Annotated in this window: 12 protein-coding genes; 1 reads left to right on the forward strand and 11 read right to left on the reverse strand. The window is 50.9% G+C overall.

Features of this window, described 5'->3' with window-relative positions:
- The first annotated feature begins 82 nt into the window (after positions 1–82).
- On the forward strand, positions 83–307 hold the full coding sequence (locus WC647_07865; protein ID MFA6222215.1) for a hypothetical protein: 225 nt from the start codon (positions 83–85) through the stop codon (positions 305–307).
- A 172-nt stretch (positions 308–479) separates the two neighbouring features.
- Here the strand turns inward: WC647_07865 and WC647_07870 are convergent, their stop codons facing one another.
- From WC647_07870 to WC647_07920, 11 genes are all read right to left on the reverse strand, one after another.
- The gene (locus WC647_07870) at positions 480–728 is read right to left on the reverse strand and encodes a hypothetical protein (GenBank protein ID MFA6222216.1); all 249 of its coding nucleotides are present in this window, start codon (positions 726–728) and stop codon (positions 480–482) included.
- Positions 729–742: 14 nt separating this feature from the next.
- The gene (locus WC647_07875; protein MFA6222217.1) at positions 743–3,694 is read right to left on the reverse strand and encodes a hypothetical protein; all 2,952 of its coding nucleotides are present in this window, start codon (positions 3,692–3,694) and stop codon (positions 743–745) included.
- Between the two features lie 170 nt (positions 3,695–3,864).
- Positions 3,865–5,304, reverse strand: coding sequence for a tetratricopeptide repeat protein (locus WC647_07880; GenBank protein ID MFA6222218.1), 1,440 nt, complete (start codon positions 5,302–5,304; stop codon positions 3,865–3,867).
- 107 nt (positions 5,305–5,411) lie between these two features.
- Positions 5,412–7,571, reverse strand: coding sequence for a hypothetical protein (locus WC647_07885; protein ID MFA6222219.1), 2,160 nt, complete (start codon positions 7,569–7,571; stop codon positions 5,412–5,414).
- 49 nt (positions 7,572–7,620) lie between these two features.
- Positions 7,621–8,424, reverse strand: coding sequence for an OmpA family protein (locus tag WC647_07890; GenBank protein MFA6222220.1), 804 nt, complete (start codon positions 8,422–8,424; stop codon positions 7,621–7,623).
- Between the two features lie 255 nt (positions 8,425–8,679).
- The gene (locus WC647_07895) at positions 8,680–12,387 is read right to left on the reverse strand and encodes a tetratricopeptide repeat protein (protein ID MFA6222221.1); all 3,708 of its coding nucleotides are present in this window, start codon (positions 12,385–12,387) and stop codon (positions 8,680–8,682) included.
- A gap of 205 nt (positions 12,388–12,592) precedes the next feature.
- Positions 12,593–13,267, reverse strand: coding sequence for a DUF4384 domain-containing protein (locus tag WC647_07900; protein MFA6222222.1), 675 nt, complete (start codon positions 13,265–13,267; stop codon positions 12,593–12,595).
- Between the two features lie 27 nt (positions 13,268–13,294).
- Positions 13,295–14,791 (reverse strand): DUF4384 domain-containing protein, encoded by a 1,497-nt coding sequence (locus WC647_07905; protein MFA6222223.1) that lies wholly within the window; start codon positions 14,789–14,791, stop codon positions 13,295–13,297.
- Between the two features lie 308 nt (positions 14,792–15,099).
- Positions 15,100–16,575: a DUF4384 domain-containing protein gene (locus WC647_07910; GenBank protein MFA6222224.1), complete on the reverse strand. Its 1,476-nt coding sequence runs from the start codon at positions 16,573–16,575 to the stop codon at positions 15,100–15,102.
- 248 nt (positions 16,576–16,823) lie between these two features.
- Positions 16,824–17,699, reverse strand: a complete 876-nt coding sequence (locus WC647_07915; GenBank protein ID MFA6222225.1) for an OmpA family protein — start codon at positions 17,697–17,699, stop codon at positions 16,824–16,826.
- Entirely contained in the window at positions 17,696–20,920 is a 3,225-nt protein-coding gene (locus WC647_07920; GenBank protein ID MFA6222226.1) for a CHAT domain-containing tetratricopeptide repeat protein, read from the reverse strand. Before WC647_07920 ends, WC647_07915 begins: the two co-directional genes overlap by 4 nt.
- Position 20,921 lies beyond the last annotated feature (1 nt).

Below are 20,921 nucleotides of genomic sequence, written 5' to 3' on the forward strand. Positions count from 1 at the left end.
AGACAGGATGCGGGCAATAAAAATTGACGATAGCAGTATACCTAAGGTATATTAATTATACTATGGGAGGAAGTCGAAATTTATGAAAGCTTCTGAGTTTGACACAAAATTCGATCAAGGCGCCGAAATCTCCAAATATATAGATGCATCTAAGGCTAAAAGACCGCGACACGAACAAAAAAGGGTAAACGTAGATTTTCCTTTGTGGATGATTCAACTATTGGATGAAGAAGCAAAACGTCTCGGGGTCCCTCGACAATCTATCATCAAGGTTTGGATAGCGGAACGTCTGGAGAAAGCTTCTTGAGATCTGGTACGAGCACCCTTTTTTCTGGAGCGCATTCATTCTGGTTGGAGAAGTGAATTAGCCCAAAGGTCAAATCCACGGTTTCCCTAAATAGGAGTTGATCAGCCGCGCGGTTGAAAATTATCCGGTAGAAACCACGGACCCTAAGTCGTCCGCGGAAGCAGGAAAATGTTCACTCAGCGTTTGGAGTGAAGCTGAGATTGCTTGCTCCCACGAGAAGCAGCGCAATGAAAGACAAGAGCATGGCATAAATGCCACCATGTAATCTGGATAGTCTCCGGGTTGATGAAAGATTGCCGCTGAGGCTTTGGGTATATAGACCCGGTTTTACCAAGGCGAACTTTTGTCCTCGAGACGCATCGACCGGGTTGGCCATGGTCATCGTCGCAGCGTTCTTTCTCTTCTTGGAGCAGATCCTCAAAACAGGCCACGCTTCTAATACATTCGAGTCGGTCTCCTCGTTGGTGTGGTCCGAGGGGGCTGCCGATTAGTCGGTCGCGTCACAGTTGTTCGGAAAATGATTCTAGAAGAAGGAGCATGGATGGAGGCTTCTGGTCGTACCCTCCGGGATGCCGCCTGAGGTGGCTTTGTTCGCTGTTGAGGTCGTTGGAGCAGAATAGGCCTACACTCGCAGGCTCCGCGGCTCAGTCGGTAGCCTCTCGGACATAGTCTTTCCCTGCAGACGCCCGAGGCAGTGCATCGCGCACAACTACTCGTTGATCCACCGCACGGTCTGCCAACCTTCTGCGGTTCGGGGACACACCGCCGAAGGATCTGGTTTGCATGTGGCCGGAATTCACGCTGAAGCTTCTCGCAGGGACCGCACGTCTGGGGACCTGTAACTCTGACAGCGGCCATAATCCTTCTACACGTCCCGTTTTGACACACATACCCTGATCCACAGTCATTATCCGATCTGCATTTACCGCCGATCTTTTCCTTGGCCACGCACTTGCCATTCTTGCACTCCATGTTCACTTCAGCGCAAGTCACGCACTGGCCATTCTGCCCCTCTACAACCTTGTAGCTACCATCGCTCCCGACAGCGTACCCTACTGATGTGGGTCGGCATTTTCGGCAAGGCCCGCACCCCTGGTCTTGCCCGACCGTGCATTCCTTTTTCTGGGGCGATACGCACTTGCCATTCTTGCACTCCATGTTCAGCTCAGAACATGCCACGCATCTACCATTTTGCAGCATTTGGCAGGGTTTGTCACACTGCCGTTGAGGTGGTTCGCATCGGCAGGTTCTCATGTTTCGCTGACTTCCCTCTGGGCACGGCGACGGCGGCACGCACTGGCCTTCCTTGCACGTCTGGCACGCCCCACACTCCGAGTCAGCCTTGCATCGAGGAGGCGGCGGAGAAATACATCGGCCGTCGCGACAATGTAGGCGAAGTCGCTCGCACGGCACACAACCGGAATCGGTCTTCACCTGACAGGGACCACATCTCGTTTGTTCATACACCCTTTGGTCTCGCTGGACCGGCCTGTCTTCGCCTGTAAGGCCAAATCCCTGCCCACTACCGCTTTTCTTGACGCAGTTACCCTTTCCGTCACAGGTCTCGCCTTGTTTGCATCTTGAAACACATTTTGTGGAAAATTTTTCAGTGATAAATCCTCCTTCGGCCGAAAACTTTTTGTATAACTCTTTCGCGTCGTCGGACAGGTCCATGCACTGAAGCCTGTCGCACGGCACACATCGCCCATACTTTGGCTTATCCCGAAAGGCTGCGTCTGATAATCCTGTTCCTTTCTGGGTGATACCATACCAGTACCAACTCCCTTTCCCACCATAACAGTGAATGCAGCGAATCGCTTCCAAATCATTCTGAGCCTTTTTCCTAAGGTCAGGACCGAAGCTGTCGATTGTGCATTTTTCAGCAATGCAGTACTCATCATAATTGCAGCGCTCCTCGTTCCAGATAGCTCGGAGGTAGTCGGGGAGGTTCAGCGGCGTAGGCCCCTTGCAATCACATTCACAGGTCTCTTCGTTAAACTCAGCATACACTGAACAAATCTTGTGTTTACATTGTCCGAATTCGTTGCACGAAAGGCACTTGTGTACAGTCCTGCATGGCTTATCATCCTTGCAGTCTACATGTTTACACTCGCACGAAACCTCATCGAACCATTCTCCTCCTCCCTGACTTGTCAGGGAATCTCGATCTATAAGATCGCGGCAACCGGTACGTTTAAACCAACATCTCCTAGGCCCATCATTGTCGACTTCGTGTAGATCCAAACATTGGCCGCCACACTTGTCGAACTTCTTGCAGTCCTCTACAGTCTCACACGGGACTTCACCGCACTGGCAGGTGGCCGGATTGGGTCTCTCGTCTCCGGAGCACTGAAGTTTGACGCACTTGGAGTCCTTGCATTCCTGGCAATCCGGAGGACCTGTCTTGCAGTCGTCCTTTTGATTGGTACGGCATTCTACACACTCGCAGTCCTTCTGTGAGTCGATTTTCTTGCCTGCGGGGCATTGTGGTTTGACGCACTTGGAGTTTTCGCATTTGCATTTATCGCCTTTGCTTTTGCAATCGGTATTTGTCTGGCATTCCACCTCTGTTTGCGTGGTCTGGCCGTCCTGATAGGGAGGCCATAATACCACAGGAGGTTCTACAAGGATCCCGTCCGTAGGTTGGTCTGGAGGAGTCCCGCTAATCCCGTCTGGCTTCCTTCCACACTCAGGAACCCCGCCCGGTGGTGTACCGGCGATCGTGGTTCGCACTACAAGTTCCCTGAGTTCGGCCATGGATGCCGTACGGACCGCAGTTGGTTGACGGCCTTTTGCCCCAGTGGTGGTTTGTCTGTCCGACACAGTAAGAGGTTGTTTGCGGCTGGCGGACTTACTGTGTACTCTGACGGTTCCACAAAAAACCGTAACAATCGCCTCTGATGGATTGCTGATGTCTACTACGAAATCCGTTGGCTGGTCGGCATGAACCACCTCGATCCGTACGGCCGAAGTCTCAATGAAGTGGGACGCTATGGTGCGCTCAGATGCGGGAGGAACGACAAACCTGACGATTCCTTCTGTTATTTCAGACGACATGATGGTTGCTATTCCGAGTTCAAAATGGATCAGTTCAAAAAGAGAGCGTTCTCCGAGAGACAGCGATGCGCCATCCTGGACTTCAGCGTAAAGTCTGCTCTTGACCCCCGTCTTGAGCGAATCATTGACCCTAAAGGCACTCCCAGTTCTCACGGCCGTAAATTGTGACCCACCCCCGAATCCGATCTGGGTATCTCCCTCAATGGCGACAACATTGCCTACTGGAGCCTGTAAGGAAGCTGCAACAGAATGAGAGGCTGTCACCGCACAACACAGGAGTGAAACGAACCAGCAAAATAATCTCGGTTTTTCCGTTACCCGCCATCTCATTTGTCGTTGCTCCTTTTGTGATTGAGAGTCCATGTGATTCTCACAAGTGAACCGAGAGCGCCCGGGGAACGACCACTGTCGCTTAAATCTGGTCAGGGCAGTTAGCCCTGGCGTCCGGAATAGCCATATAACGTCTGGAACGTCCCACTGAATCAACACTCCTACACTGGCTATCGGTTTATGATCTTGGTAGCCCGCCTTCTGAGGTTAGTTGCCTCATCGGGCCGTCCTGTCTCGTCGCAAAGCGATGCCATGTTGATGAGAACCTCCGCCACATCGGGGCTCTCCTTGCCCGCTGCGCCTTCATACACGCGCACTGCGTCCTTGAACAGGGGTTCTGCGTCGACATACTTCTTCTGTCCCACGTACGCATTGCCCAAGTTATTCAAGGCGATGGCCACTTCTCGGGCATCATTGCCGAGGGCCTTCCGATAGATCTCCAGCGCCTTCTTCAACAAAGGTTCTGCTTCCGCATTCTTGCCCTGGACCGAATACAAATTGGCCAGATTGTTCATGGCTGTGGCCACGTCGGGGTTGTCCTTTCCGAGCGCCGTTTCATAGATTTCAAGCGCACGCTTGAGTAGAGGTTCGGCCGCTGCATAGTCGCCCTTTTCAGAATACATGTTTGCGAGAGTAATCATTGCAGTGGCCACGTCGGGATTGTCTTTGCCCAGGGACTTTTCATTGATCAGCAGCGCTCGTTTGATTACCGCTTCGGCGTCGTCGTACCTTCCGTTAGCCGTGTAGAATTTGGCCAACTCGTTCAGCGCTTGGGTGAGGTCAGGGCTATCCGTGCCGTAGGACTTCTCATAGATGGATAGGACTCGCTTCAAGGTGTTCTCGACATCTGCGGCCTTGTCCTGAGAAGAGTACAGATCTGCAAGAGCAGAGAGGCTAGGGGCAACATTCATGTTGTCCTTGCCCAGCGCTTTGCTGTTGATCTCGACTGCTTTCGACGCCAATTGCTCAGCCTGTGGAAACTTTTTTTCAGCAGCGAAGGTCTCGGCCAAGGAAACGAGTATAGACGCCACATATGGGCTTTCCTTACCATTCGCGGACTCGGATATGGTCAAGGCCGATTTCAGAAGCCGTTCTGCCTCGGCGGTCTGTTGCTGAGCTTTTTTCAGTTCGGCCAGACGCACCAGAGTGTCTGCCACCATGGGGTGCTGCCTGCCGTAGACCTTCTTGTCGATTTCCAGGATCCGTCGCCAGTGCTGCTCAGATTCGGCAAACTTGTTTAGTGATTCAGAGAGGTCTGCCAAGGCAACCAAGGTCGCCCGTACGTCGAGGCATTCCTTGCCTAGCGCCTGTTCCTGGATTTTCAAGGCCCGTTGATACATGGCCTCGGCCTCGGATACCTTGCGCTTGGAGGCGTAGATGTCGGCAAGCTTAGTCAGGGAGATGGCCACGTTCAGGTGACTTTTCCCAAAGGTCTTTTCTGCAAGGGCCAAGGCCGCGGTGAATTGTGTCTCGGCATTTTGGATGTCACCCGCTTCAAACTTCGCCGTGCCTTCGGTATCCAACTGATACCAGGAAGGACCCTGCGCTAATACTCCGCTGGTGGCGCAGATCATTATGGCAACGATCAGACTCATTTTCACGCAAGTCATAGTTCACCTCGTGTTCTCGAACAAAGTCGTGAAGGCCTGCGAAACGCAGGAGTGGTCGCTGTTTTGCGTTTGTGTCAACTCCTAGGCTCAACGAAACATCCCAGTTCCTACCGCCTGCGTCCGCCGCCTGGCATAGAAAGACCGCCTGTGCCTCCCCCGGGGACCATCCGCACCGTCGTCGTGGGCGAAGGTCTTGGCGTATTCCTTACGATTTCGTTCCGTTGGGCCGTTCTCTCGCGGCTGTTTGAATCCTCCCGCGCGCGTGTCGTTCGACTTCCGGATGTTTGAGCGGCTGCGGAACGTCGCGTTTCACGGTGTTCGGCTGTTGAAGACCTCCTGCCTGAAGAGGATGTAGTGGTTCGTACGCTCTCAACCCGACTACTGGTCCCAGTCGAAGCGGGCGGTTTGACACTCGCAACGGCGGGCGGCTTGCTGCTTGGATGTCTCGAACCCGCCTGCGGGATAGATCTCGTCGATGTCAATGTTTGGGTTGGCTTGTTGGGCGGGGGTAGCCTAGTCCGGGTCAACGATTGTGTATCTGAAGATCCTGATCGCGAGGACCCGGAATTGCCGGTCGGCTGTAATCGTGCATTTCCCCGTTGGCGCGCGCCGATCGCTGGTGGTATTGTTGAGGCTAGCTGAGCGGGCGGCTTTGTCGCTGGTCCGATTGGTTGAAGCGACCGCCCTCTATGCGTCACGGGGAGGGTCGGATTATGCCGGGGTGGAATACGCCCACTGAACGACGTTGTGAACGGTCCAGTTGCCGGGGTGGACCGTTGTGAGCGTCCAATGCTTGGCTGAGACGGCGCCCTTGAATCGCTGCTTCGGGCAAGTTTCTGGAATTGACTGTGGAGAGCAGCCTGGCGTTGAGGTTCGCGTTCGTTGCGTAAGGCCTGGGCCAGTTTGCCAACCTTTTCGCTTCTTTCCAGTGAGCCCAGGCGCTGCTGGAGTTGATTTCTCCTGTTGGGATCCCTTTCCTGGCCCATCTGTTTGCGTATGTCAGTCTGTTGCTGACGGTTCTTCTCATTCCTCATTTGATTGGTCAATTCGTTCCTTCTGTTGGAATCCTTTTCTCGTCTCAGCGATTGGGCCATCTTATTCAAAGACGGATTACGGGCAATTTCCTTTTTTCGATTCTGCTTTTCCAGCTTGTTCTCTGCGTTGATGAGATTCCGCAAGGTCTCCTTATTTCTAGGGTCTCGCAAGATCGAGGAGACGCGCCGTCGGGCATTAACGATACCGACCCCATTAGGTTCAAGCCCCAGTTTGTTTTGGGCCTGCTGAATTTTCCGCTTCATTGCCTCCAGTTTTTCTTCATTTATATATTCCTGATCTAGTAACCTGGAAATTGTCTCGCTAGAACAACCAATTTGTTTCTGGTTGCAAGCGTCTATCATGTGCCGAACGCTATTTAGTTCAGACTCCACAAGTGTTTTCTGGGTATCATATATCTGCTGGTTAATCATAGTTTGAAGATTGGCTGGGTCCACACCACCCCCGCCAGGAAAAACCCCGCCGCCCTGACCGGGTATAGCGAATCCATAGATGTTCCCGAAGCCGCCCGGAAGGGCAATGATCATGTCGCCGCCGCCAGTGGGAAACGCCGAATCGCCTAGCGCTCCGCCTTGTATGGAGTTGAAGATTTGATCCGGCTGAACGTACGGATAGGGATCAATCTCGTCCAGCACGCTATCCTCAATGTCCGCGAAAACGTTGTCTTCGTCATCCGTGTAGCTGACCAGCCCTGGGTTCGCGACCGGAGTACGAGGGGATACGGGCTGAGAAGCTACGGGCGACTGACCGACTCCGACAGGGGAAGGCAAGGTGGATACAGCCGTTGACGGCGGCACTCCTGTCAACGGGGACGGTTGATCTCCCAGGTAAGGATCGGTCACCTGACGAAATTCCTCCTGGATTGCCGTCAAGTCCGCTCGTCTGGCCGCCAGCTCTTCGGGTGAACCTTCGAGACGCCCCCGGTTCAGGACCGCCTGCAGTTCCTGAGAGAACTGGGCAACCGGATCGTAAGTCACTTTTCCGCCGGTCGCCAGGGCCCTTGGAAGGGGACTCCGTATGATATAGCGGACGGACTCGTACCGCTTTCGCCATCCATCAGGAGATTCGGCGCTCAACGAATCGCTGAGTTCCACGGCAATGTTTCCAAGCAATGTATTCACTGTAACTTGGGCGCCGTATGCCATCTGGGACATCAAGGTGACCCAGAGTAGTGCAATTAGGCCCAAGCGCTTCTTGTTACCTGCGTTTTTCATGGCCTGTTCTCCCTTGATAGTTCACACGCTCGTTGTGAGTGGTTTTCGCCTAGTTTGTCCGTTTGAACCCTGGGGGGAGAGCTTTGGTGGCCCCCTCTGGAGTAGAGGACTGGTTCGGCTGCTTTCTGTTAAAACCCCTCGGCAGGGCGCTCTTTGATGGGCCCTTCTCTGAATCCAGTTGTTCTTCTGAAGGTTGCTCCGTTTGCGGCGATTGCGCCTCCGTGGCGCCGTAGTCCGTTCCTGGGGTTGACCGGATGCCTGCCTCGGCCATTTTACAGGGTATCATGGTCGGCTGTTGCGCGTCATTCTTGCAAGCGCCGGCCACCACGACCCGGCGATTCGCTTGGCGGTTTGCTTCAGTGTCATTGGGGCGTGTCGGCACACTGTAACTAAACCCTCGTGAAGCGAGCCTGTTGCGGGGAACCCCGAGGGCTACAAGCGCCTCTATGGCGCCGGAGGACCTTGCCCAGGAAAGACGGCAGTTGTTCTCGTACGAACCGATGTTGCACGTGTGGCCGTCAACGTAGTAGGTTTTTATCTGGGAAAGCTCCGGATCGTTGAACGCCTGTTTCAATGCTTCGGCAATCTCCACCAGTTGCGGTCGACACTCCTCGCGGACCTTCGGCAGACCGTAATGAAACAGGACGTTCTCGTTGTGGAACGTGACCTCGCACTCTTTTTTCAGACTCTCAATGATGATGGTTTTAGGGATGACCTTGAATCCACCCTTGGGGACGAGCACATGGCTCTCTTCTTCGGCCTTGAGCTTCAGGAACTCCTCTTCGGTCTCCGCAAAGCATGGAAGAATCCATGCTTGAGCGACTACCACCATTATGATCAGCATCCTTTTCATGTTTTTGCCCTTTCTATCGTGGGGTTAGTTTGACATTTCGCATCGACGAGGTGACACTTTTCTAATCCATGGGATCGGCCTGATGTATAATACGCGATGTTATACCTGAGCGATCTTACAACCCATTGTATTGATGTTCGTTGTACATTCTCTTTGCCGTTCAGCCGCATTACAGCAGCTTATAGACTTATGTCATTGTCCAAGTTTTCTTAACAATGCATAACAGTGACGGAACTCCGAGATTGTCAGAGAAGTCTAATTTGTTTCCCCCACCAGTATGAATGCGCTCCAGAAAAATGGATGTTTGTAACCGGCGTTGCGGATATGATCCCTTGCCAATTTGAGTGATTCGAGTTTGGTCTTGCCGGACTTACGATGCTCGAAAAAGCTCTCCGTGAGTTTTACAGACGAACCCTCAGCCACAGACCAGAGGCTCATCAGGACGGACTTGGCTCCTGCGTATTGGAAAGCTCGGCCCATGCTCATGACACCTTCACCGGAGAGTTCCTTACCCAAACCTGACTGACAGGCTGTAAGCGCCACAACGTCTGCGTTCATCTTGAGAGACAAAACATCCGACATCTTTAGAAATCCATCTGTGCCGCTCGGAGCCATAGTCAAAGCAAGGAATGGCTCCATCAGGCCAGGAACATGGGTTGACATTACTCCATGAGTAGCAAACACGACACCAGAGTACTGTTCTATAGTTGGAGCGATTTTTGTCAGAAAATCAGATTTATTAGCCTTCATGCCAGTGAGTGACAGACAATTCGAACCATATGTCTTCTCAAGGCTCTCAGCGAGTATTGAAGTCTGAGGTAGGCGTTTTAACTTGAAGGTACCACTACTGCCGCCCTCAATGGTTTGCATAAGAGCAATGTTGTTTTTTTTCTCTTGTTCAGACAACTTGGTTTGAGTAGCTGACTGCGCTCTCTTGTCACTCAAATCAAATACAGGGTCTGCTACAACTAATAATTTCTGATTGGGGGTGTTCTTGGTTCCAGTAGTTCTGACGAGAGTTAGGGCTGTAATGGACTGGTAATAACTGATGGGATGTTCATCCCCAAGAAAAGTCAAACCCTCAGGATAATCCTTAAATACATCAGGCCATTCCTTATCCACCTTTTGCCATGTTGGTTTTCCTCCTGTTACCAAAGCCTCAAATGGCAGAGTAGCTAATATGCCGTCGGGGATGATAACAATTGGAGTTCCTTCCGGGACTTGGGAAAGAACCGCTGAAAGAAGTCTCTTGTATAGAGTGTTTCCCAGTGAATAATCAAATTCCTTTAGTTTAAGTTCTTCAAATGATTGTCTGAACTTCTTTACATCCTTTTCCAGGTCCTCAGATTTCCAGTTGGTGTAGTGTGTCTCAGCTATTTTTTTGCCCTTAATTAACTTGACTCCCACACCTTCGGTTGAGACATCAAACACTACTACTTGCTCTTCAGGTCTAAGGGATGATTCCTTCAGTGTGACCGGTCTCGGATATTTGACAGCCGCATAAGCTTTGTGTTTGTCCCAAAGCATTTCTATAAAGGCATTCAAGTCTGATTCAGCGGAATGGACTTCCTTTTGAAGGTTTTCATAACGACCCGCCTGTTTCTCCTTATCCGTCTTAACGAGTTCCTTCTTCAGAGCCGCCACTTTAGTAACAAGGACATCCTCCGTCTCCATGATGTCTCTGGATATTCCAGAGACACTATTTTCCGACCGCATGGAAATGTTGTCAGCGAATGCTCTGGCCCGTGTCACTTCACTTGAATCTATACTTTGGACCGCCTGGTTAAGTTTCATCCTTACACGGGTCAGTCCTTTCGATGGCTCAGAGCGATAAAAACCGTTGATGTTGACCTCAAAGAAATTCTTTCTCTCAGATGGTAAGAGACCAGACCTGATTTCTTCAGCAAGTTTCATCCCTTTCTCATAATATTCTTCTGATTTCTTATAGTCCTCCAACGCCTCATGAACTTTTCCTAGTCCTGTGTATGCTGTCAAAAGACTACCCTCATGGTTGGTCTTTTCCGCTGATGTAAGAAGTTTTTCATAGTAGGTTTTAGACTTTGGATAGTCGGACTGAAGGAGATAAAACCTAGCCAGAGACGCAGTCTGACCAGATTCTTTTATAAAGGCCTCAGACTTATTTAATTCACCTCTGTCCAGGTAGAGATTACCTATGAGGTTCTTGGTCCCTTTGACTTGAACGCCAATCTTTGTAGAGATTTCAAGAGCCGTTTGTAAGTTGGCAAGGGACTCATCGAACTTACCCATCTTGTAATAGATTCTCCCTATGTCTCTCAGAGCGTCAGCTTCGCCACTAAGGTTCCCAATCTGCCTTGTTATAGTTAGGGATTCCTGGGCGTATTCCATGGCCTTGTCATACTGGCCCAGCAACTGATAATCAAACCCTATCTGCCTAAGAGAGTATGCCTGACCATTCACATTACCAATCTTCCGGAATATAGCCAGCGACTTTTCACTGTATTCCAATGCCTTCGAATACTGGCCCCAGAGGCCATAAACATCCCCTATCTCTCTAAAACTCACGCCCTGACCATTCGCATCACCAATCTTCTGCCTAATAGCTAGGGACTTTTCACTGTATTCCAATGCCTTGGCATACTGGCCAGAGCATTTATAAACCCTCGCCATATTCTGCAGACAGGTTGCTTGATTGCTCACATAGCCAATCTTCTGGAATATAACCACGGCCTTTTCATAGGATTCCAATGCCTTGGCATACTCGCCCTGAGAGTCATAAACATCCCCTACAAGGCCGAGACTCACGCCCTGACCATTCGCATCACCAATCTTTTGCCTAATAGCTAGGGACTTTTCACTGTATTCCAATGCCTTGGCATACTGGCGCAAGGAATTATAAACACCCCCTATGTAATACAGACCGTTTCCCTCCGATTTAACATCACCAATCTTCTGACTGATGGCAAGGGACTTTTCATAGGATTCCAATGCCTTGGGATACTGATGCTGAGATTTATAGACCGAACCTACCATGTTCAGCACGCTTCCCTCAAGCTTCGCATCGCCAATCTTCTGGATTATAGCAAGGGACTTTTCATAGGATTCCAATGCCTTGGCATACTGACCCTGAGATTCATAAACCGACGCTATGTTACCAAGGGAGACCCCTTCACCTCTAAGATCACCTCTCTTTTTATCTATAGCCAAGGACTTCTCGTAGGATTCCAATGCCTTCTGATATTGGCCCAAGGAGCCATAAACCGGTCCCATTTTACCAAGCGTGACCGCCTCACCGTTAACATCGCCTATCTTTTGCCTGATGGCCAGGGACTTTTCGTAGGATTCCAATGCCTTCTGATATTGGCCCAAGGCTTTATAAACCGAACCTATGTTGTTTAGGGTAATTCCTTCACTCTTTACATCGCCTATCTTTTGCCTGATGGCCAGGGACTTTTCGTAGGATTCCAATGCCTTCTGATATTGGCCCAAGGCTTTATAAACCGAACCTATGTTGTTTAGGGTAATTCCTTCATTCTTTACATCACCAGTCTTCTGCCAGATGGCCAGGGACTTCTCATAGCATTCCAGAGCCTTCTGATTCTGGCCCAAGGAGTCATAAACGAACCCTATATTGTTTAGAGCGCTTCCTTCACTCTCTACATCACCAGTCTTCTGATTGATGGCCAGGGCCTTCTCAAAGTATTCCAGAGCCTTCTGATTCTGGCCAAGACGTTTTTGAATATTGCCAAGTTGGTTGTAATACCGACCTGTCCATTTATCTGATTTGACTGTTTGACAGATTTCCAGGGCCTCTTCATATTTCTGAGCAGCTCGCAGATAATCCTCTTTGGACTTTGCGCTATCTAGGATAGTATTGCCTTCTTTGGCAAGGTTAATAGCCTGACTCTCAGATTGCGCCAGGACCAATCCTGTCCATAGAACAATTAGAATCCCAACTATTCCGTATAATATCTTTGTGTTCATAAAGCGGCCCCCTAACCTGGGAAAGAGCGTGTCTGCACTGTTTCAGACATTTCCGGAGTAAAGGTTGTTGTTTGCTGGTTATTGAAAAGCCACTGTTGTCTTCTTTCCGCTCAAATTTGTCCAACTGAAACTGAAACATTATATTAGCGACGACAAAATCGTAATGGCCGAGAAGGTGTCAAAAACAATACTTGCACACTCCGGATCATCGACCCGGCGGGGCAGGCCCCGGCGATGGGGCCGGAGCGCCGGGAGCGCTAGGGGCCGCCGATGCATCGAGCACCATAAAGCTTACCTCGGCCGTGCTCCACTTACTTGTATCAATGTTGTTAAGCGCCGCAAGTATGTCTGAAAGCACCTGCTCCTTGTTCTTAATGGTGATGAATGTACCCCCTCCAGGTTCTTGTTCCACAGGGCGCCGAAGCTCCTGTTGCAACGCTGGGGCATTCGCCAGCACGGAATCGAGACTCGCGATGGCCTTGACCCGCTCTACACGATTTGCAGGCCCATTCAGTCTGAACGCATACTCGCTCCCTTGAGGCGGGATCCTGTACTGCTGTCCCCCCTGGATCTTGTTGTCGCTGTCAAACTTGTTCGGAAACAAGATGAGAACCTGACCGTCCGTGCCGATGTCGATGAGCGTAAGGTAACAGTCCTTGTCAACTGTGAAATTGAACACGATTTTGTCGCCCACCTGATAGGCCGAACGCTGATCCTCGGTCCAGATGTTGACGTTGATGCCCGGATTGTCGTTTCTGATCTGTCCCGCCAGGGCAAGCACGTCCTCATACGTGGCCGAGGCGGCGGAAGTCGCAGTCAGGAAGATTAGGCACGTAACTGCAACCAATAGGCTACCTGGAAAAGCTACTTTTCTTATCATGGCGTTAACCCCTTTCCAATTGCTCGTTCACCGTCTAAAGGTGAAAAGTTTAACTAAATCATTAGGATCTATCAGACTCGGAGTTTGCATCTCGAGATTTTCCCTATCTTGTTTCACTGCTTTTTGGACCCATTGCATGGTCTGAGCCTTGGCCTTGTCAAACGCCTTTCGGAGATCGGGTTCCCCGCCGTTTATCGCCTTGATCAACAGATGGGTGAACAAACTCGACTTGAGACTCCCGATCTCGTATGCGGTTTCATTATCCATGCAGGCAGCAAGCACCGCTGCATTGTCACTGACGTAAGCGGTAGCAGCGGATTTGGCCTTGATCGACAACGTAGTCTCTCTGGCGGCAGGATCCACCAGAGGATAGAATTTCGACACGAACTCAACATTTCGTCCCGGTTCCTCCTTGTGAATCGTGCCGCTGTGGCAGCAATCCGCTATAAGGATTTTCTGCCGTGCCGGAATTTTGTTCCAGAATACATTGAACTCGTCGTCCAGCAGGATGCTTTTGTTTTCTATAGCCTCCTGGAAATCGGCAGGCTCCTGGGTGTGATAGAGAACGAAAGCCTCATCTCTGCCGTCCTCCTCGTCAAGCGGGGCTTGATCGGGGATGGAACTGCCGTGGCCATTGAAATAGACCACCACTGAATCCTGGCGTTGGGTATGGGAAATCAGCCAATTCAGTCCCTCTACGAAGCCCTGATGCGTGGCATTCGGTCCGAGGACATTGCGCACATCTAGATGTTTCCCTCCGACCTTTTTGCTAATGGCCTGCACAAACTTCTTCGCATCGCTCTCGCAGTACTTTAGCTTGCCGGTGGACGCTGCCACAGCGAGGACAAACAACTTCTTCTGGGCGGGCGGAGCGCTGGGAACCACGGTCGGGGTCGGCGGGCGAGCAACCGGTTGAGCCGGAAGCGGCTCCCGTATGCACACGTTAAGCTGCGCTGTTCCCCACCGCTCCGATGTGGCCAACTGACCGATATTGCGCTCAAACTCGATGGCTAGGTTCTTTGCGTCCCCTGCAAATTGCTTGAATCCCTTCGTCTGCATCGCACGGAACTCCTGTTCGGTAAGGATCTGGTTCTTTTTCGAAGTCGCGAACGCAATAATTTTCTCAATGCCGGCAGGTCCGGCTATACGATACCTGAACGTATCGCTTGGCGCAGGGAACAGTCGCTGAGTGTTTGCCGGGATTAGATTGTCCGCTTCTGAGAAATCGTTCGGCCACAATCGGATAATCTGACCCGCCGTATCTAGATCCATCAACGTTAGGTAGCACTCCCGATCGGCCTGGAACGTTATCTGAACTACATCACCGGGCTTTACATCCTGTTTGTCCACATTCAGTTTGATCTTGATGTTCGTAGCATGGTCGCCGTTGTTTGGTAGAACGGAGATGTCTTTCCAGTCTCCGGTAGTCTCACATGCGCTTCCCCAGGAATCACGGCCTACGAAACACAGAACTATGACGATCCCTAAGATAACCGCTCCCCTCAAGCCTTGTATCCTACTCATTACCTTTACCTCCGTATCAAATCCGTGAACTCAGAAACGATGAACAGTATCTCGGCGCCGGAACCGCCTAACCCCAGTGTGGGTTCCAGAGTTTGGCCTGTGAGACTACTATTAACTCTTACTAGAAACGTCCTCGAAACGTGATGATCTCATAGGTATTCCCGGTCTGACGGTTCTATCGACCGCCATGCATCTTAGTTACGAATCGAGCCACCTGATATCGCTCCGAGGACATGTAGGCTGTCATCCGTAGTCCCCACTAAGCATCTTTTGACGGCGCATCGGTGTTCAGCGCCTGTCGAACCTATTTACGGGTTAATGTGTTTAAACTTTACTTTGAATACCGCTTCCGCTCCTGCGGTGCCGACTTCAGTTTCCATGGCTTCGGAGAGGCGTTGGGTATCTTCCGTTGATCGCTGGCCTCTGGCGTCGGAAATGGTATGTTCCTCGAACCCCATAATGCTCTCCACCTCCTGTTCCAATGCGGTGGTTATCTCTTGTCCTTTCGCGCCGGTTCTCGTAGTGGCGGCCATTGATGCAAGTTTTTCATACAAATTCTCGATCTTCGTGTTGCGTGCTCGGCTTGCAACTAGATAAACGGTCTCTTCCCCCGGGTTCTTGTCCAGGACGTACCAGTGCTTCGAGCCTTTGGACGGCAACCAGTAAGATTGCCCAGCTCGCGCTTCACCTGTCCCTTCGGTGAGCTTGGGGTTCGGGAACAAGCGCCCCACATTTCCCGTCGAATCCCACCACAGGACGTAGACGTAACAGTCCGATTCAGGCCGGAAACTCAAACCCACACGCTGACCGGACCTGAGCACCGACTCGTTGGTCAGCGGATACTCCTGGTCTGCATCATCCTTGTGGACAAACTGAACCTTGATATTAAGCCTATCCTTGTGCACTGGTACCCTAAACACAGGCGTCTCGCCGTCCTGCCCCTTGGGAAAATAGAACTGAGGGTTCTGTTTGTTATTCGTGGCAGAGCGCGTGGAATCGTACACATAGCTATACAGATTGTTAGCGGTGATAGTCCCGGTGCTCAGGTCCTTGCAGGCATCTCCCCGAAGCCCCTTGAGGAAAAAGTGCGTGAAAACGCTGTTCCCAAACTTGCTTGGCGCTTCATACGACAGCTCGTCGAACCGGCTCGAGGTTAGAGCCATCCGACCCTTGAGAACATTGAACAGAGAGAAAAAACTATCCGCCTCCTTGGCAATCGCCCGATCAATACCCGGGCTGAACCCCCCGGAATGACACGCATCAGCTATCAGGAGCACACGATCGGAATCGATGCCCTTGAACAACGCCTGCTGGTTCATCCAGACGGCAGTGCCGAACAGGTTCTTCATGTTGGTATCATAGGTGAGAAAGTAGAACTCGTCTGGCCGCTCGGGATCCGCTGCACCGTGTCCGGAAAGGTAGATCAGCACAAGATCATCCTTTCCCGCAGGCTTCAAGAAATCCCGAAACGCCGCTGTCAGGTTGTCTCTTGTTGCCTCTTCGTTGACGAGCAATCGAATGTGTGCCCTAGAAAAGAGCTTCTCCCGCTCCTTGAGAAAAGAATGCACGTCCTTCGCATCCCGGTCCGAAATTGTCAATTTACCTATGCGCGAGTCCTGGAACCGAGTGAGCCCCACCACCACGGCATACAGCTCTCCCTTGCCCTGAGCAGCAGCCATGGCGGTAGGCAAATCGACCATCAACAAACCCAACACCGCCCAAGCAGCGCAAAATACCACCAGACGCTCTCTTGACCTCGCCACATTGCCTAACCTTGTTGCCATGATTCGACCCTCTCAGTTCCTGTCGTTGTTGTGGAGAAACACGATCTCCACATGCGGGTTCTTCTGGTACGTGTAGGACTGAAACCGCAGCCTGGCGAACCCGAATCCCTAAATGACCAAGCGCTACGGACAAATGCCGATATGCTTAACAAGATACTCTTTCACCGCGGTTACCCTGTCCAAGCGCAACCGCATGTCCACAGAGCATTTTGCAAAAGGTTCGGTGGTGTCTGTAAACACTCTAACGGTTACTCATCCAGTATGATTTCAACCCGTCTGTTCTCGTTTCGTCCTACGCTGGAATCATTAGAAGCCAGCGGCCACGTCTGACCGAAACATTTTATGCTTAACGATTTTTCATCCAGTTTACATTGATTGACAAGATAATCTCTCACGCTTTCGCTGCGACGTCGGGATAGTTCAAGATTTCTTTCCGGACTTCCGAGGCTGTCGGTGTGTCCTACGATGAACCATTTCTTGCGCAGTAGTTCTTTGGATCCCAGCGCTTCCCCAATCTGCGCCAGTTGTCGTTTACTGAGCGAGGTCAATTGCGTCGAACCTGAGAAAAAATGCAGGGTAGGGACACAGATCCGTTTTCGTAGAAACTCATGATGATCTCCCGGGCACATGCACATGAGCTGAAATGTCTCGTCCTCGTCGAGACAAGACTTGATTTGGTCGTATTTCAGAAACTTAGAACCTTGCTCCACACGTTGAGCGGCCACTTTCAGGCCGGCTCTTAGCCTTTCGTTGTCTGGTTTGATCTCCAAGCCTTTAACAAAAGCGTCGTATGAATCCTTATATCTACCTGATTTCAGGTACAACTCCGCCAGACCGAGGGTTGGAACGAACAAATCTGGTTTGTTTATAATGGCCTGTTTATAATATTTCTCAGCTTGCTCGAACTCTCCCAGATTTTCACAAGCATCCGCTAGATTGACAAACGCCTCGGCGTACGTCGGGCATAATTGCACGGCCCGGTCAAACGCGGCTTTCCTTTGGATGTAGTTCAGAAGTCTTACACCCTCTTGATACGTTTCTTTTGCTCTGTCGCAGTTGTCATCCGCCACGGCCAATGTCGGAATCGACACGAGGGCCCAAAAGATCATTATGAATCGAATCATGACGCTTCCCCCACAAGGATAAACGGAGCCCAGAAGAACGGATGGTCATAGCCGGCCTGACGGATTTGGTCCCGGGCGAGCTTCAAGGCTTCCTGTTTGCTCTTGCCTTCTTTCAGATGACCAAAAAAACTCTCGACCATCATCACGGACGATTTCTCAGCCACCGACCACAGGCTCATGAGCACCGATTTTGCTCCGGCATATTGGAAAGCCCTGCCCATGCCCATGTTACCCTCACCGGAGATGTTACGGCCAAGACCACTCTGACATGCGGTCAACGCAGCTATGTCACAGTTGATATTTAAGCCCATGACTTCACTCATTCTCAAGAAACCGTCCTGACCCTTGGGTGGATCCAGAAGCGTTAATATCAGCACCGGCTCCTGGATGCCGGGCAAGCCTTTCCCAAAGTATCCGTGTGTCGCAAACACTACCGCGCGGTAGACGGTCAGGTCCTTCTCAAGGAGTAGGGACTTCTTGGCAGCCATACCTTCGTAGAGATCAGTCCGGGAAGGATTGGCATTCTTCAGTGATGCGCCAAGTTGTGCCGTAAGTTCAACCCTTCTGAATGTGATCGAATTCTGATCCTCCATAGGCACAAGGAGGTCTGTGGGGAGGGTGGCTACGAGTCTTTCCTGCTCCTGTTTGGCGTAATTGACCAGCCGAGGATCACCTGCGTTAAAAACAGGGTCTACCATGGCCAACGTCTTCTCGCCTGTTTTCTTCAGCTTGCCTAATGTGCGAGCCAATGTGAGGGCTGTCACCGACTGGTAGTAGGAAATCGGATTGCGGTCCCCAAAGAATTCAGCCCCTGAAGTTTGAGGTCTTTTCCCGTCTGTTAAAATCTTTCCCGCATTGTTGAGCGTGAGCATCTCGAAGGGGACCACGCCGAGAGAACCATCAGGGATAATGATTACCGGTGTGTCTTTGGGCAGGTCCGACAGGATGTCTCCAAGCAGGAGGTCCGACAGTTTCTTGCCAGCAGCAAAGTCAAAGGCCTTGAGTTTCGGTATGGGGGAATCCCCAGGAAGCATCTCCACAGGCTCCCGGAACTTACGAACCAACTCGTCAAGGTCATTTCTGGTAATGGTTTTAAAAAGTCCTTTGATTATCTTCTTGCCGTGCCCCAGATATACGCAGATTCCAGGTTCCGTAACCTCATATTCAAGGGTCCATTCATCGTCCTTTATGGCCGAGTGTTCGAGGCTCATGGGCTGCGGGTATTTCGTGGCAGCGAAAAGGGGATATTCGTTTCTCAGTTTATCTATATGTCGCTCCTTTTCGGATCGTACATCACTAACCTGTTTCTCAAACGATTCAATCGCATCCGTGGACCCTTTCTCATAGGCCTTTTTAAGCCCCTGACTAAGCCCTGCCAGCCTGAAGTTTATGTCGGCGTCCTGATCCAGAACATTTTTGGGCACATCAAGAACTACGTTCTGAGACCTCCCGGATAATGATTCTGCGAAGATTCGTGCCTTTGTCCCCTCCGATTCCTTGAAAGATTGTTCAGGTTTTCCGCTCTTCAAGAGGACACGTGCCAATCCCTCGTATGGGATTATCCTGGGGATATTCAAAATCTGGGCGTCGTAGAAATCAGCCCGTTGGGCAGGCGTCAAACTGTCTCTAATCTGTTCTGTCAGATTAATGGCATGTTTGAAATGTTCCGCCGACTTGTCATATTGGTTCAGCCCCTCATAGGAGAGACCTAGCCCTGTATGTCCCGTAAACAACCCATCAGCGTCGCGGTTCTTTAATGATCTGTTTAGTTTGCGCTCAAACTGGCTTCTGGCCTCATTATAGTCGGCATTCAGAAGCGCAAGCCTACCAAGAGACACCGAAAAATTAGTTTTCTTCAGGATAGGTTCCGCACGCTGGATGTCTCCCATGGCTAGATAAACATCACCGATAGAATTCTCAGTGCCGTTATAAGGGACACCAATCTTTTTTCTCAATGCAAGGTCTTTCTCATAGTATTCCAGAGCCTTCTGATACTGGCCCCAGGATTTGTATACCATACCTATGTGGGTCAGCGTGACTCCCTCGCCGCTTACATCCCCTATTTTTCGCCTTATAGCCAGCGACTTTACTTGGTATTCCAGAGCCTTCTGATACTGGCCCCAGGACTGGTATACTCCCGCTATGTTGTTAAGGTTGGCTCCCTCTCCCTGAACATCGCCAATCTTCTGGTTTATAGCCAGCGCCTTCTCATAGTATTCCAGAGCCTTCTGATACTGGCCCCAGGACTGGTATACCATACCTATGTGGGTCAGCGTGATTCCCTCTCCCTTTACATCCCCTGTCTTTTTCTCGATAGCCAGCGCCTTCTCATAGTATTCCAGAGCCTTCTGATACTGGCCCCAGGACTGGTATACCCACCCTATGTTGTTAAGGTTGGCTCCCTCTCCCTTTACATAGCCAAGCTTCTGGTTTATAGCCAGCGCCTTCTCATAGTATTCCAGAGCCTTCTGATACTGGCCCCAGGACTGGTATACCGACCCTATGTTGCTAAGTATGACTCCCTCGCCTTTAACATCGCCTGTCTTTTGCTTGATAGCCAGCGCCTTCTCATAGTATTCCAGAGCCTTCTGATACTGGTCCCAGGATTTGTATACCGACCCTATGTTGTTAAGGTTGGCTTCTTCACCCTTAACATCGCCAAGCTTCTGGTTTATAGCCAGCGCCTTCTCAAAGTATTCCAAGGCCTTGGCATACTGGTACCAGGAACTGTAAACCCACCCTATGTGGTTAAGCGTCTCGCCTTCATCCTTAACATCGCCAAGCTTCTGGTTTATAGCCAGCTCCTTCTCAAAGTATTCAATTGCATTCTGATGCTTCCCCCAGGACTGGTAAACCCACCCTATGTTGTCAAGGGTGGCTCCCTCAGCCTTTGCATCGCCAAGCTTCTGGTTTATAGCCAGCGCCTTCTCATAGTATTCCAAGGCCTTCTGGCGCTGGCCCCAGGATTTGTAAACCGACCCTATTTTGTTAAGCGTGAACCCTTTTCTTTTATCCGACTCGACGCCCTCGAAGATTTTAAGAGCCTCTTCATATTTCGCGAGGACGTTTTGCATGTCCTCCCTGGAGCGGGCTTTCAGTTTCAAGTCTTCGGCTTGTTTCAATATAGCGATACCCTGCTGTTCCGATTGGGCAAGCCCGACCATAGGAGTCAGAATACACGCCATAAAAAATGCGACTGTCCCCAACAGGGTCTTTTTCATA

It is taken from the genome of Desulfomonilaceae bacterium (genome assembly GCA_041662605.1).
Classification (GTDB): Bacteria; Desulfobacterota; Desulfomonilia; order Desulfomonilales; family Desulfomonilaceae; genus CAJBEZ01.

Bases quoted from the DNA above. Each gene is read 5' to 3' on its own strand.
- WC647_07915 (MFA6222225.1), bottom strand. From the start codon at position 17,699: ATGATTCGATTCATAATGATCTTTTGGGCCCTCGTGTCGATTCCGACA.
- WC647_07910 (MFA6222224.1), bottom strand. From the start codon at position 16,575: ATGGCAACAAGGTTAGGCAATGTGGCGAGGTCAAGAGAGCGTCTGGTG.
- WC647_07885 (MFA6222219.1), bottom strand. From the start codon at position 7,571: ATGAAAAACGCAGGTAACAAGAAGCGCTTGGGCCTAATTGCACTACTC.
- WC647_07895 (MFA6222221.1), bottom strand. From the start codon at position 12,387: ATGAACACAAAGATATTATACGGAATAGTTGGGATTCTAATTGTTCTA.
- WC647_07920 (MFA6222226.1), bottom strand. From the start codon at position 20,920: ATGAAAAAGACCCTGTTGGGGACAGTCGCATTTTTTATGGCGTGTATT.
- WC647_07865 (MFA6222215.1), top strand. From the start codon at position 83: ATGAAAGCTTCTGAGTTTGACACAAAATTCGATCAAGGCGCCGAAATC.
- WC647_07880 (MFA6222218.1), bottom strand. From the start codon at position 5,304: ATGACTTGCGTGAAAATGAGTCTGATCGTTGCCATAATGATCTGCGCC.
- WC647_07905 (MFA6222223.1), bottom strand. From the start codon at position 14,791: ATGAGTAGGATACAAGGCTTGAGGGGAGCGGTTATCTTAGGGATCGTC.
- WC647_07875 (MFA6222217.1), bottom strand. From the start codon at position 3,694: ATGAGATGGCGGGTAACGGAAAAACCGAGATTATTTTGCTGGTTCGTT.
- WC647_07890 (MFA6222220.1), bottom strand. From the start codon at position 8,424: ATGAAAAGGATGCTGATCATAATGGTGGTAGTCGCTCAAGCATGGATT.
- WC647_07900 (MFA6222222.1), bottom strand. From the start codon at position 13,267: ATGATAAGAAAAGTAGCTTTTCCAGGTAGCCTATTGGTTGCAGTTACG.